Source organism: Nocardia sp. NPDC055053 (genome assembly GCF_053608285.1).
Genome location: NZ_JBSGVD010000032.1, coordinates 1 through 13,355, shown reverse-complemented (window position 1 = coordinate 13,355; position 13,355 = coordinate 1). Strand labels below are relative to the sequence as shown.

At 66.9% G+C, this 13,355-nt stretch carries 14 protein-coding genes; 6 read left to right on the top strand and 8 right to left on the bottom strand.

Features of this window, described 5'->3' with window-relative positions:
* Positions 1 to 45: 45 nt before the first annotated feature.
* Positions 46 to 942: a phenylalanine 4-monooxygenase gene (locus ACWF82_RS26585; RefSeq protein WP_452505430.1), complete on the bottom strand. Its 897-nt coding sequence runs from the start codon at positions 940 to 942 to the stop codon at positions 46 to 48.
* Positions 943 to 1,199: 257 nt separating this feature from the next.
* Here ACWF82_RS26585 and ACWF82_RS26580 point away from each other — a divergent pair, with 257 nt between their 5' ends.
* A complete protein-coding gene (locus ACWF82_RS26580) occupies positions 1,200 to 1,418 on the top strand; it encodes a type II toxin-antitoxin system VapB family antitoxin (RefSeq protein WP_452505428.1) in 219 nt (72 codons plus the stop codon).
* Between the two features lie 66 nt (positions 1,419 to 1,484).
* Complete coding sequence (locus tag ACWF82_RS26575; protein WP_452505426.1) at positions 1,485 to 2,153, top strand: JAB domain-containing protein; 669 nt, start codon at positions 1,485 to 1,487, stop codon at positions 2,151 to 2,153.
* A 3-nt stretch (positions 2,154 to 2,156) separates the two neighbouring features.
* On the opposite strand, the gene ACWF82_RS26570 is transcribed toward ACWF82_RS26575, so the two are convergent.
* From ACWF82_RS26570 to ACWF82_RS26560, 3 genes are all read right to left on the bottom strand, one after another.
* Positions 2,157 to 3,326 carry a hypothetical protein gene (locus ACWF82_RS26570; protein WP_452505424.1) on the bottom strand — a complete coding sequence of 390 codons (1,170 nt, stop codon included), beginning with the start codon at positions 3,324 to 3,326 and terminating at the stop codon, positions 2,157 to 2,159.
* 101 nt (positions 3,327 to 3,427) lie between these two features.
* On the bottom strand, positions 3,428 to 4,144 hold the full coding sequence (locus ACWF82_RS26565) for a TetR/AcrR family transcriptional regulator (protein WP_452505422.1): 717 nt from the start codon (positions 4,142 to 4,144) through the stop codon (positions 3,428 to 3,430).
* 28 nt (positions 4,145 to 4,172) lie between these two features.
* Positions 4,173 to 5,402 (bottom strand): cytochrome P450, encoded by a 1,230-nt coding sequence (locus tag ACWF82_RS26560; RefSeq protein WP_452505420.1) that lies wholly within the window; start codon positions 5,400 to 5,402, stop codon positions 4,173 to 4,175.
* 180 nt (positions 5,403 to 5,582) lie between these two features.
* On the opposite strand from ACWF82_RS26560, the gene ACWF82_RS26555 reads away from it, so the two are divergent.
* Together ACWF82_RS26555 and sph are read left to right on the top strand one after the other, a co-directional pair.
* The gene (locus ACWF82_RS26555; RefSeq protein ID WP_452505418.1) at positions 5,583 to 6,473 is read left to right on the top strand and encodes a fructosamine kinase family protein; all 891 of its coding nucleotides are present in this window, start codon (positions 5,583 to 5,585) and stop codon (positions 6,471 to 6,473) included.
* A 109-nt stretch (positions 6,474 to 6,582) separates the two neighbouring features.
* Positions 6,583 to 7,560: a sphingomyelin phosphodiesterase gene (sph, locus tag ACWF82_RS26550; RefSeq protein ID WP_452505417.1), complete on the top strand. Its 978-nt coding sequence runs from the start codon at positions 6,583 to 6,585 to the stop codon at positions 7,558 to 7,560.
* Positions 7,561 to 7,711: 151 nt separating this feature from the next.
* Here sph and ACWF82_RS26545 read toward each other — a convergent pair whose 3' ends face one another.
* Genes ACWF82_RS26545 through sdhC form a run of 4 tightly spaced genes read right to left on the bottom strand, consistent with a single transcriptional unit; the run spans position 7,712 to position 11,120 of the window.
* A complete protein-coding gene (locus ACWF82_RS26545) occupies positions 7,712 to 8,482 on the bottom strand; it encodes a succinate dehydrogenase iron-sulfur subunit (RefSeq protein WP_452505415.1) in 771 nt (256 codons plus the stop codon).
* Complete coding sequence (gene sdhA, locus ACWF82_RS26540; protein WP_452505413.1) at positions 8,482 to 10,251, bottom strand: succinate dehydrogenase flavoprotein subunit; 1,770 nt, start codon at positions 10,249 to 10,251, stop codon at positions 8,482 to 8,484. Before sdhA ends, ACWF82_RS26545 begins: the two co-directional genes overlap by 1 nt.
* Positions 10,252 to 10,267: 16 nt before the next feature.
* The gene (locus ACWF82_RS26535) at positions 10,268 to 10,714 is read right to left on the bottom strand and encodes a succinate dehydrogenase hydrophobic membrane anchor subunit (RefSeq protein WP_452505410.1); all 447 of its coding nucleotides are present in this window, start codon (positions 10,712 to 10,714) and stop codon (positions 10,268 to 10,270) included.
* A 1-nt stretch (position 10,715) separates the two neighbouring features.
* Entirely contained in the window at positions 10,716 to 11,120 is a 405-nt protein-coding gene (gene sdhC / locus ACWF82_RS26530; protein WP_452505408.1) for a succinate dehydrogenase, cytochrome b556 subunit, read from the bottom strand.
* Positions 11,121 to 11,410: 290 nt separating this feature from the next.
* Here sdhC and ACWF82_RS26525 point away from each other — a divergent pair, with 290 nt between their 5' ends.
* Positions 11,411 to 11,812, top strand: a complete 402-nt coding sequence (locus ACWF82_RS26525; protein ID WP_452505544.1) for a cytidine deaminase — start codon at positions 11,411 to 11,413, stop codon at positions 11,810 to 11,812.
* 59 nt (positions 11,813 to 11,871) lie between these two features.
* Positions 11,872 to 13,158, top strand: coding sequence for a thymidine phosphorylase (locus ACWF82_RS26520; RefSeq protein WP_452505406.1), 1,287 nt, complete (start codon positions 11,872 to 11,874; stop codon positions 13,156 to 13,158).
* Positions 13,159 to 13,355: the final 197 nt, after the last annotated feature.

Below are 13,355 nucleotides of genomic sequence, written 5' to 3'. Positions count from 1 at the left end.
CGAAGAATGATGAACTGTGTTCTGTAACAACGATTTCGAATGGAGCTATGCCACCGGGTGCCGGTGGTGCCCGAGTCTGGCAGGCGTCTCGTCGTCCATGGTCGCGAAGAATTCGCCGAGTACATCGACGATCTGATCCACCGACTCCGCGCAGAACAACACCGGCTGGTAGTGGGTGATGTCGTAGTCGATGGTGCCCATTTCGGCGACGTCGAGCGGGCGTAGCCGGGCGTGGCGGAACTCGTCGATCTCACCGTAGGAGGACAGCAATCCGGCGCCATAACAACGGATCTCGTCACCCTCTCGGACAACGCCGAACTCGAGCGAGAACCAGAACACATCGGCAAGGAATTTGAGCGCGGTCTGGGTCTGCAAGCGGCCGACCGCTGCACCGACCGTCTCGTACAGCGCGGCGAAGCGCGGGCTCGCGATCTGACTGGCGTGGCCGATGATCTCGTGGATCGCGTCGGGTTCCGGGGTGTACAGCGGCGCCGAGTGGTGGCGGATGTACTGGGTCGAGTGGAAGGTGCGCTCGGCGAAGGAGCCGAAGAACTCGCGCAGCGGAACAAGGCCGGCGGCAGGCACATAGCTGAAGCCGGTGAGCGGCCCGAGCAGGCTGGAGACCTCGTCGAGCTGCGGGATGTGATCACGCGGCAGGGCAAGCTTCGCCGCTGCCTCGCGCACTTCGCCGCATGCGTAGATCTCGTGCTTGCGAGCCAGCTCGGCCGAGGCGATCCGCCAGACCTGCTGTTCCTCGTCGGTGTAGTCGACGTGCGGGATCGGGCTGCCCTTTGTGTAGTCGAGTGCCATGGCTGCGATGGCGTTGCGCCGCGCACGGTAGACCTCGTCGTTGACGCCGGGGTGATCCGAGCTCAGGTGCACGGTGACATCGCCGTCGCGCTCGCGCGTCACCGGCGAATACAGCTGTGCCTCGGAGAACATGCCTCCAGGCAAGCACCGCGCCGCCACGGCGACAACAACGACGCGCACAACTGTGCAAACTGCGCAGTTCGGGTGCGGCTCGACCGCTGATTCCGGCGTACATCAGCGTTTTCTGTGCGCTTGCTGGCGAGTGACCCACGTGGCTCGACCCGGTTGCTGTGCGTACTTGCGAACGCGGTTATTCGGTAACGACGCGGTGAATCGGCGGACGCGCGCGGGGCGAATAACGCAAGATTGCGACCGACGAAGGAGGACGATTGCGATCCCTGCGGATAGATCTCGATCAGCACCTGCTGGCCGCGGCAGCCGACATCATGGGCACAGCCGACAGCAACGCGACCGTCAACGAGGCGCTGCGCCGCATCGTCGTGCACGAGCGCCAGCTTCGCAATCTGGAGCGGCTCATGGCCGATTCGATCTTCAGCGCACCACCGGCCGGCTCGGTCGTCGGCGCCGAACCGGTGGCCGAAGGATAGCTGCGCAGCGAATCTGTCGGTGCCTGCTGGGATGATCGTCCTCGTCGCCGATCCGCAGGGGGAACGATGTCGGTACCGATCGCGAATCTGCCCGTCGCCCAGCGTCCGCGCGAGCGGCTGCTGCTACTCGGCCCGCACGCGCTCAGTGACGGCGAGTTGCTCGCGCTGTTGCTCGGGCAGGGCACGCGCGGACTGTCCGCACTGGAGCTGGCGGCCCAATTGCTGTGCGAATACGGCGGATTGGCCGAACTCGCCGCGGCGCGACCGGAGGAACTGGCCCGCAGGGCGGGCATCGGCCCTGCCAAAGCGGCCACCGTGATCGCCGCGTTCCACCTCGGCACCCGCTCCCGCACCACCGAATCGGTACCGCAACTGTCCACCCCCGACGACATCGCCCGCGTCGCGGTTCCCCTGTTCGCCGGCGCCAGGGTCGAACGCCTGCTCGTCCTCATCTGCGACACCCAGAACCGCCTGCGCCACCGCGCTTTCGTCGCCGAAGGCGCCATCGACCACGTCGCGGTCCCCGTCCGCGAAATCCTCAACACCGTGCTGCGCCACGACGGCCGGGCCTTCGCCGTCGTCCACAACCACCCCTCCGGCGACCCGACCCCCAGCCCCGACGACCGCCGCGCGAGCACCCTGCTCACCCGAGCAGCCACCACCGTAGGCCTGCGCTACCTCGACCACCTCGTCATCGCGGGCGAAACCTGGTCAACCGCGCCACCTCTGGAGTGAGCCCTACTGTTCGATGTCGGCGGCGGCGAGGCGGGCGAGGGTGGTTGGGTCGGGCCAGTGGCGTGCTTCGAAGCGGGTGGGTTCGAGGGTGGGGAGTGGGGTGAGGCCGAGGATTTCCACGACGGTGGGGAAGGGGACGGTGCAGAGGAGTTCGACCTCGTCGTTGTCGTCGCGGCGCAGGAAGCGGACGACATCTGTTTCGGGGAGCAGGTACTCGACGCCCTCGCCCCAGACGACCGAGGTGAAGGCGCCGTCGGTGGATTCCTCGTAGTTGACGGTGGCCGCGTAGGCGGGGTCGATGTCGAGGTCGGGCAGTTCCAGGAATTCTTCGAAGGTGTTGTTGAGGTAGTCGGTCTGGATGCTGTACTCGGTCGCGGCCAGGCCCGCGCGGGCCCGCAGCGCCAGCGGCATCGACGGGTGCTCGCCCGCCTCGTCGAACGGGACGACGGCGCCGTCCTCGTTCACCGTGTACGCCTGCGGCGACACCGGGCGCGCGGCGTCGCGGTACTGCTGCTCCACCATCTCGAACACGTCGACCAGCAGCTCCGGATCGTCGGGAACGACCAGCAGTGAATCATTTTCGGCGATGAAGGCGACCGGGCGGAACTCTCCGCCCGCGTATCCGGCCAGCCAGCCCGGCACGAGCAGCCACGAGGCGAAGTAGGAATCCCCGTCGTCGACGAACCGCAGGATCTGCAGGTCGTCGGGCGAGCCGGGCTTCGACAGCGCCGCCAGATTGTTCCGCGCTTCGGCGAACACCTGCTCGGCGGTGACACCCCATGTCGCGGCCTGGTCGACGGAGACGAACGACCGGGTCCGTGGCAGATCGACGACGACCACCTCGTCGATGAACGGGAACGCCGCCCGGTGCAGCGGCCGTGGTCCGTCCTGGCCGAGTGTCACCGGCCGCAGCACCGAGCGCAGCATCGGCCGGACCGAATCCCAGTCCTCCGGCACCTCGTCCGAACTGGTCATCGCCGCGACGAAAGCGGTGATCCGTTCGCCGCCCTCCTCGGCGTCCAGGTGCTGGCACTCGCGAAAGATGTTGTCCAGGTAAATAACCCGGCCATCGCTGTGATGCACGCTGAACTCGTCGGCGGAGTATTCGGCGTCACCGACCCCGTGGGCCCGCACACTCGTCATCACGGCCTGCACGAACTGCTCGCGCTCCATCGCCAGTCACTCCCCGTCCCTGTCGGTTACCGCTCGATCTTGACCCACCGCACCGACAGAGTCGAGACGTCCGTGGCGATCGGACTCGCGACCAGGACTTTTCAGCCGGCGAAACCGGTGGTGCGGGCCAAGTCGGCGAGCATGGCGTCGAACATGACTTCCGGGTCGGCCAGGGGGATGGGGTAATTCCCGAAGACCTCGAGGGTGACGTGGCCGAACAGCCGGGCCCAGATCTGCACCATCAGGTACGTGACGCCAAGATCCAGCTTCTCGGCCGGGAACTTCTGCCCGGACTCCGAGAGCATGGCGAGCAGTTCGGTCTGGAAACCGATGAGGTCGTCGCGGAGTTCGGCGGGGATGGTCTCGCCCGGCGGGGTCGCGATCTCGAAGCCGGCCAGCAGCCTGCCCGCCGCGGCGAGGAAGATCCGGCCGAAGGGCTCGTCGAAGCGGCGCATCATCGACCGGCCCGAGGTGGGCGAGGCGAACACCAGGGTGAATTCCCTGGGATTCGCCAGCGCCCAACGACGGAACCCCCGGCAGATGGCCAGGAACTGCACCGCACCGTCGTCGGGCAGCGGCTCGATCTCGGCCGAGAGGTACTCGGCCAGATCGGCGCAGAACTCGACCCGCATGTGCTCGATCAGCTCGTCGCGCGAGGCGTAGTGCCGGTACAGCGCGGGCGCGGTGACCCCGAGTTCGCGGGCGATCGCCCGCAGGGTGACCGCGTCCGGACCCTGCTCGGCCAGCAGCGCCCGCGAGACCCGCCGGATACCGGCATCGGTCACCACCGGCGCACGGCCACGTGCCTTGCCCGTCACCCGGCCACCCCCTCGATCACGTTGAGGTTCAAGCGTATTCGACTTCCCAGCGCTTGATGCCGTTGAGCCAGCCGCTGCGCAGCCGCACCGGGTCGGCGACCTGGCGCAGGTTCGGCATCGCGTCGGCGATGGCATTGAACATCAGGTCGATCTCGAGGCGGGCGAGATTGGCGCCGACACAGTAGTGCGTGCCGGTGCCGCCGAAGCCGACGTGCGGGTTGGGGTTGCGCAGCACATCGAACTCGAACGGGTTGGCGAAGGCTTCCTCGTCGAAATTGGCCGAGCTGTAGAACAATCCGATCCGCTGGCCCTTCTTGATCCGCTGACCGCCGAGTTCCAGGTCGCGGGTGGCGGTGCGCTGGAACGCGGTCACCGGCGTCGCCCAGCGCACGATCTCGTCCGGGGCGGTGCGCGGGCGCTGCTCCTTGTAGAGCTCCCACTGGTCGGGGTTGTCGACGAAGGCCTTCATGCCGTGGGTGATCGAGTTGCGGGTGGTCTCGTTGCCCGCGACCGCGAGCAGGATGACGAAGAACGCGAACTCGTCCGAGCCGAGGTGCTCGCCGTCGACGTCGGCGTTGACCAGCTGGGTGACGATGTCAGCGGCCGGGCAACCGCGGCGCTGCTCGGCCATATTCCAGGCGTACCCCATCACCTCTGCGGTGGCGACGTGATGGTTGCCCTCGAACTCGGGATCGTCGTAGGAGATCATCTGGTTGGTCCAGTCGAAGATCTTGCGGCGGTCCTCCTGGGGGACACCGAGCAGTTCGGCGATCGCCTGCAGCGGCAACTCGACGGCCACCTGCTCGACGAAGTCACCCCGCCCTGTCCTCTTGGCCTCCCACACGATCCGCTCGGCCCGCTCGGTGAGCGCCGCCCGCAGATTCTCCACCGCGCGCGGCGTGAATCCCTTGGACACGATCCGCCGGATCTTGGTGTGCTGCGGCGGATCCAGGTTCAGCATCAGCATGTTGCCGAGCATGTCGATCTGCTCGCGGGTGGTTTCCTCGTTGAACCGGATGATGGCGGTGTTCTCGTGCGAGGAGAAGTCCTCGGGAGTCTTCGAGATCTCCTTGATGTCGGCCAGCTTGGAGACCACCCAGTAGCCACCGTCGTCGAACCCGCTGGCCCGGTCCGGCTGCGCGCACCACCAGACCGGCGCTGTCCGCCGCAACTCGGCGAACTCCTCGATCGGCAATCGGGACGCCAGCAGGTCGGGGTCGGTGAAATCGAATCCTGCCGGGATATTCGGGCTGATCACGGGTGTCTCCTCCGGTCCGTCACGCCGCTCTCGCAGGTGATGTAGAACACGTTCCGAGACCATGAGACCACGCCGACCCGGTTTATGAACAGTGTTTAGTAATACCTGTTTAGAAAAAGTGGTCGCGGCATTCGGGCGGTTCGCCGACCATGCTCGCCGCCGGATGGGCAAGATGGCCGCGTGGACCTGCCGTTTCTGCGTGCGCACCCGCATCTGCTGCCGACCTTCCTCGCGCATCAGCGGCTGCGGACGACGCCTGTCACGGGTGGCTCGATCTGTGTCGCCGAGCGGATCGTGCTCGACGACGGGACGCATCTGTTCCTCAAGACCTGGCCGGGCGGCGCTTCCGCCGCGCCGACGGCTGAGTCCACGGCCGCGCCCGCCGGTCTCTTCGCGGCTGAGGCGGAAGGTCTGCGCTGGCTGCGGGAGGCGGACGGGGTCGCGGTGCCCGAGGTCTACGCCGTCACCGAAGAACTCCTGCTGATGGAGTGGATCGACCACGCCGAACCGAGTCGCGCGGCCGCCGAACGATTCGGCGCGGCACTGGCGCACACCCACCGAGCGGGCGCCCCGGCCTTCGGCGCCACCACCGACGGCTTCCTCGGCGGGCTACCCCTGGACAACACTCCCGGTGACGACTGGCCGGCCTGGTACCGCGAGCATCGCATCCTGCCGTACCTGAGACTCGCCGTCGACGCGGGCGCCCTCGACCCCGCCGACGCCGCCACCGTCGAATCGATCCACATCGAAGCCCCACCCGAACCCCCGTCCCGCATCCACGGCGACCTCTGGCCCGGCAACATCCTCTGGGGCCCCGCCGACACCCCCTGGCTGATCGACCCGGCCACCCACGGCGGCCACCGCGAAACCGACCTCGCCACCCTCACCCTCTTCGGCGGCGCCGCCCACTTTCCCCGAATCATCGCCGCCTACAACGACATCCACCCGCTGGCCCCCGACTGGCAATCCCGCATCCCCCTCCACAACCTCACGCTCCTCCTGGCCCACGCCGTCCTCTTCGGCCGCCCCTACCGCACCGCCGTCCTCGACGCCGCCGCCTGCTACCGGTAGCTATGCCCGGAGGGAGCCGCCGCTGCTGTCAGGGCGGTCAAGGTGGGGTCTTGTCGCCCTGCGCGTCCCGAACCGAAGATTACAGATTTACATTTCCTGTAACGATTTGATGTTTAAATGCCTCATGTTCAAACGACTGGCATTCGCTGCCCTGTGCGGTGCGGCCGTACTCATCCCCGTCGCCCCCGCTGGGGCCGCGCCACAAGCTGGTGCGCCGGCGAAGATCGCTTCCTACAACGTCTTCATGCTTCCTGAAGCTATCCACCCCAACTGGGGGCAGGAACAGCGTGCCGATCTGATAGCTCAGCAGAATGTGCTGGCCGATCAGGATGTGGTGGTGCTGCAGGAGCTGTTCCACAACGAGGGCGGTGACCAGCTGCTGAACAATCTGAAGCGGACCCACCCGAACCAGACGTCCGTGGTGGGCCGGTCCCGCTCCGGTTGGGACTCCACCCAGGGTTCCTACTCCGACTTCACGCCCGAGGACGGCGGCGTCGCCATCGTCAGCCGCTGGCCGATCAGCCGCAAGGTGCAATTCGTCTACAAGGACGCCTGCGGCGCGGACTGGTTCTCCAACAAGGGCTTCGCCTACGTGCGGCTGTCCTCGCCGAACGGTCCCGTCCACGTGATCGGCACGCACATGCAGTCCGAGGACAAAGGATGCAGCTCGGGGCAGCCGGGTCAGGTGCGCGCGAAGCAGCGCGCCCAGATCGCGGCCTTCCTCGCCGCGGAGCGGATCCCCGCCGGTGAACCGGTCTACGTGGCAGGTGATATGAACGTCATCGAATCCAGCGCCGAATACCCCGCCATGCTCGCCGAACTCGGCGCTGTCGGCCCTGCACACTCCGGTCACCCGTTCTCGTGGGACTGCCGCGACAACTCCGTCTGTCTTGACCAGTACAGCGCCGAATACGCCTCCGAGCACCTCGACTACGTTCTGCCCATCAACGGCCACCCGGTCCCCGACAGCTACGTCAACGAAACCCGCCGCGTGAAAAGCCCCTCCTGGAGCGTCACCTCCATGGGCACCACCTACACGTACACCGACTACAGCGACCACTACCCGGTCTTCGGCTACGCCGGCTGATCAACCGAACCTCCGCGCGGCACCGAAACTCTGCCCAGCCGCCGCTCCCGGCCTGGACGACCCAGACGTGGACCCGGTGGCTATCGGTCGACCAATGGCGAAGGCCGCCTTCATCTTTCGATGAAGGCGGCCTTCGGGGACCGGGGGATGGTCAGCGGGTGAAGAGCAGGGCCCGCTTGACTTCCTGGATGGCCTTGGTGACCTCGATGCCACGGGGGCACGCGTCGGTGCAGTTGAAGGTGGTGCGGCAGCGCCACACGCCTTCGACGTCGTTGAGGATGTCGAGGCGCTCGCGGGCGCCTTCGTCACGGCTGTCGAAGATGAAGCGGTGGGCGTTCACGATCGCGGCCGGGCCGAAGTAGCTGCCGTCGCTCCAGTACACGGGGCAGGAGGTGGTGCAGCAGGCGCACAGGATGCACTTGGTGGTGTCGTCGAAGCGGGCGCGGTCGTGCTGGGACTGGATGCGCTCGCGGGTCGGCTCGTTACCCGAGGTGATCAGGTACGGCTTGACGGCACGGAAGGCGTCGAAGAACGGCTCCATGTCGACGACGAGGTCCTTCTCCACCGGCAGGCCGCGGATCGGCTCGACGGTCATGGTGAGGGCCTTGTCACCCTTGGGCAGCAGGTCCTTCATCAGCACCTTGCAGGCCAGCCGGTTCACGCCGTTGATCCGCATCGCGTCCGAACCGCACACACCGTGGGCGCAGGAACGCCGGAAGGTGAGGGTGCCGTCCAGGTAGGACTTGATGTAGATCAGCACGTTCAGGAAGCGGTCGGTCGACAGGACCGGCACCTGGAACGAATCCCAGTACGCGCCCTTGTCGTTCTCGGTGCTGAACCGGGCCACCTTGACGGTGACCATGACCGAGCCCTCGGGAACGGGGGCAGGCTTCTGCGTGGTTGGTTCGGCTACAGCAGTCATCAGTACTTACGCTCCATCGGCTCGTAGCGGGTCTGCACCACCGGCTTGAAGTCGAGGCGGATCTCGGAGATGAGCTCCGGGCCCTCCTTGTACGCCATGGTGTGCCGCATGAAGTTCACGTCGTCGCGATCCGGGTAGTCGTCGCGGGCATGGCCACCACGCGATTCCTTGCGGTTGAGCGCGCCGACGACAGTCACCTCGGCCAGCTCGAGCAGGAAGCCCAGCTCGACGGCCTCGAGCAGGTCGCTGTTGTAGCGCTTGCCCTTGTCCTGCACCGTGATCCGGGTGTAGCGCTCCTTGAGCGCGTGGATGTCGGTGAGGGCCTGCTTCAGGGTGTCCTCGGTGCGGAACACCGCGGCGTTCATGTCCATCGAGTACTGCAGCTCGGTGCGGATGTCGGCCACGCGCTCGTTGCCGTGGTCGGACAGGATCAGCGCCAGCCAGTCCTGCACCATCTGCGCCGGGTTCTCCGGCATCTCGACGAACTCGGTGCGCAGGGCGTACTCGGCGGCCGCGATGCCGGCGCGACGGCCGAACACGTTGATGTCGAGCAGCGAGTTGGTGCCGAGACGGTTCGCGCCGTGCACGGAGACGCAGGCGCACTCACCGGCGGCGTAGAGGCCGGGGACCACGTCGGTGTTGTTGCGCAGCACCTCGCCACGGATCTTGGTCGGGATACCGCCCATGACGTAGTGGCAGGTCGGCATGACCGGCACCAGCTCGGTCACCGGGTCCACACCCAGGTAGGTGCGCGCGAACTCGGTGATGTCGGGCAGCTTCTCCTCGAGCACGTCCTCGCCGAGGTGGGTCACGTCGATGTAGACGTAGTCCTTGTTCGGCCCGGCGCCACGGCCCTCGAGCACCTCGAGCACCATCGAACGGGCGACGATGTCACGCGGAGCGAGGTCCTTGATGGTGGGGGCGTAGCGCTCCATGAAGCGCTCACCGGAGGCGTTGCGCAGGATGCCACCCTCACCACGAACAGCCTCGGAGATGAGGATGCCGAGGCCGGCGAGGCCTGTCGGGTGGAACTGGTGGAACTCCATGTCCTCGAGCGGCAGGCCCTTGCGGAACACGATCGCCATGCCGTCACCGGTCAGCGTGTGCGCGTTCGAGGTGGTCTTGTACATGCGGCCCGAGCCGCCGGTGGCGAACACGATCGACTTCGCGTGGAAGACGTGGATCTCGCCGGTGGACAGCTCGTAGGCGACGACGCCGGTGGCGACGGGGCCACGCTCGGACTCGGTCATCACCAGGTCGAGCACGTAGAACTCGTTGTAGAACTCGACGTCGTGCTTGACGCAGTTCTGGTAGAGCGTCTGCAGGATCATGTGACCGGTGCGGTCGGCGGCATAACACGCGCGACGCACGGGCGCCTTGCCGTGGTCACGGGTGTGGCCACCGAAACGACGCTGGTCGATCTTGCCCTCGGGCGTGCGGTTGAACGGCAGGCCCATCTTCTCCAGGTCCATGACCGCGTCGATGGCTTCCTTGGCCATGATCTCCGCGGCGTCCTGGTCGACCAGGTAGTCACCACCCTTGACGGTGTCGAAGGTGTGCCATTCCCAGTTGTCTTCTTCGACGTTGGCCAGCGCGGCGCACATGCCACCCTGGGCGGCGCCGGTGTGGCTGCGCGTCGGGTACAGCTTGGTCAGGACCGCGGTGCGGGCCCGGGGGCCCGCCTCGATCGCCGCGCGCATACCCGCGCCGCCGGCGCCGACGATGACGACGTCGTAGCGGTGTTCCTGAATCGGACGGGATTCACTCATGCGAGGGGGCCTGTTCCTAACCCGTGTAGTTGGGGTCGATGTGCGGATCGAAGGTGAAGATGACGTACGTACCGACGCTCACGATGAGGATCATCGAGACCACCAGGATGGCCTTGAGCCAGAACCGGGTGGAGTCCTTGCGGGAGTAGTCATCGATGATGGTGCGCAGACCGTTGCCGCCGTGCAGCTGCGCCAGCCACAGCATCGACAGGTCCCAGAACTGCCAGAACGGGCTGGACCAGCGACCGGCCACGAACGCGAAGTTCAGGCGGTTCACGCCACCGTCGATCATCAGCATGATGAACATGTGGCCGAGCACCAGGATGATCAGGAACAGGCCCGAGACGCGCATGAACAGCCATGCGTACTTCTCGAAGTTGCCGTTCGAGTTCGCCCGCGGGGAGCGGGGGGCGTCGAGGCTGGCCGGGCGATCGTAGGACTTGCCGAGGACAGGTGCAGACATATCAGTGCTCCGTCAGCAGGTAGAAGAACTGGCGGCCGACGCCGGCGGCGGAGACCAGAACCCAGATGGTCAGCACGACCCACAGCATCTGCTTCTGGAAGCGCGGACCCTGGGACCAGAAGTCGACCAGGATGACCCGGACACCGTTGAGTGCGTGGAACAGGACCGCGACGACGAGCCCCATCTCCATCAGTGCGACGACGGGGTTCTTGTAGAGCGCGATGGAGTTGTCGTAGGTGTCCGGGTTGACCCGGACCAGTGCCGTGTCCAGCACGTGCACGAAGAGGAAGAAGAACAGCGTGACACCGGTGATCCGGTGCAGCGCCCACGACCACATGCCGGGGTCGCCTCGGTACAGGCTCTTCCGCTTCGGCTGAGCCGGAGCCGGAGCTTCTATCGTGGTCATAGAGTGCGGTGCCTCCAACGTCGTTGATGGACCCGGTCACAGATCCGACGCCGGCGTGCGTGGAGAGGCAAATGCCCAGGTGGCTGCGCTGTGTTCTCGAGCGCTGGCCCGCCGCCGGGAACCTGAACCGATCTTTGGCTGACTCTAATCCTCTCTGTTTCGCGGAACTAATTCGGCGTGCCGTGCGTTGCGTGCGAATCAGCCGAGTTAGGTTTACCTTTCTCGATGCCGGATACTGGTGCGGAGGCCTGATTGCCGACGCGTTCGGCGGGATCGGCTGGAGGTTCGCGATGCCCGGAATAGACTGGAATACCTTGCATGACAAGGCAATTCACGCTATGGGCCTGGCGTATGCGCCGTACTCGGGTTTCCCGGTCGGCGCGGCAGCTCTCACGACGGCCGGTCGAATTGTGAGCGGTTGCAATGTGGAAAATGTCTCATATGGGCTAACCCTGTGTGCCGAATGTGTACTCGTCGGTAACTTATTCGCGAGCGGTGGCGGGCGTCTCATTGCGGTCTCCGTGACCGATTCCCGAGGCGAAATCCTCATGCCGTGTGGGCGGTGCAGGCAGCTGTTGTTCGAGCACGGTGGGGGCGAGTTGCTCGTCGCTCACGCGGAGGGGCCGAAGGCGCTGAGCGAGCTGCTGCCGTACGCGTTCGGGCCGGACGATCTGGCGGCCGGGCAGCGGTAAGCTGGCTGGACCACGGTGTCCGCATGCCGTGGCGGGTGGTTGCGTGCCAAACTGGCCGGATGACGGCACTGGATGCGGTATCGGTCATCAGGGTCAAGCGCGACGGGGGCGAGCTGTCGGACGCACAGATCGACTGGGTGGTGGACGGATTCACCCGGGGGATCGTGGCCGACGAGCAGATGTCGGCGCTGGCCATGGCGATTCTCTGGCGCGGGATGACCCGGCACGAGACAGCCCGCTGGACGGCGGCGATGATCGGCTCCGGCAGCCGGATGGACTTTACCGACCTGCCCCGGCCCACCGTCGACAAGCATTCGACCGGTGGCGTCGGCGACAAGATCACCCTGCCGCTGGCCCCGCTGGTGGCGGCCTGTGGCGCGGCGGTGCCGCAGCTGTCGGGCCGCGGACTCGGCCACACCGGCGGCACGCTGGACAAACTCGAGTCGATCCCCGGCTGGCGGGCCGATGTCACCGTGCCGCGGATGCGCGAGATCCTGGCCGACCCGGCGATCGGCGCCGTGGTGTGCGCGGCCGGTGCGGATCTGGCCCCGGCAGACAAGCGGCTCTACGCGCTGCGCGATGTGACGGGCACGGTCGAGTCGATTCCGCTGATCGCCAGTTCGATCATGAGCAAGAAGATCGCCGAGGGTACGGCGGCGCTGGTCCTTGACGTGAAGGTCGGCTCCGGCGCGTTCCTCAAGACTCTCGACGGTGCGCGGGAACTAGCGTCCGCGATGGTCAAGCTGGGCCGCGACGCGGGCGTGAACACGGTCGCGCTGCTCACCGCGATGGACACCCCGCTCGGCCGGACCGCGGGCAACGCGCTCGAAGTCGCCGAGTCGGTGGAGGTGCTCGCGGGTGGGGGACCGGCCGACGTGGTCGAACTGACCCTCACCCTCGCCCGCGAAATGGTCGCCCAGGCCGGGCTGGACATCGACCCCGCCGATGCCCTCGCCGACGGCAGGGCCATGGACCACTGGCGCGCGATGATCCAGGCACAGGGCGGCGACCCGGACGCGCCGCTGCCGGTGGCTCGGTACACCGAGGTCGTCCGGGCCGAGTCGAGCGGCATCCTCACCCGGCTCGACGCGATGGGCGTCGGCATCGCCGCCTGGCGGCTCGGCGCGGGGCGTGCTCGCCAGGGCGAACAGGTACAGGCGGGGGCGGGGATCGAGATGCACGCCAAGCCGGGTGATGCCGTGGTCGCCGGTCAGCCGCTGCTCACCCTGCACACCGATACCCCGGAGGCGTTCGAGGGAGCGTTGGGGGCACTCGTCGACGCGGTGACTATCGAATCCGCGCCGGACGGGAAGCCGGGGGAATTGGTTCTTGGGCGTATCGGCTGATCCGCCGCGGCCCGGTTGACGTTGTCGGCTGCGGCCTTCTGTGCGCAGTCCCAGAACGGTGCTGTGTTTGTTGGCGCGCTGGCGCGCGCGTGTTCGCGGCCCCTTGTGTCCCGCCGATGAGAGGCCGTTGCTTGCTCCTTCGTCGCTTGCGCAACGGCCTCTCATCGGCGGGACGGCCGCGGACCCGCCGCTGCGCG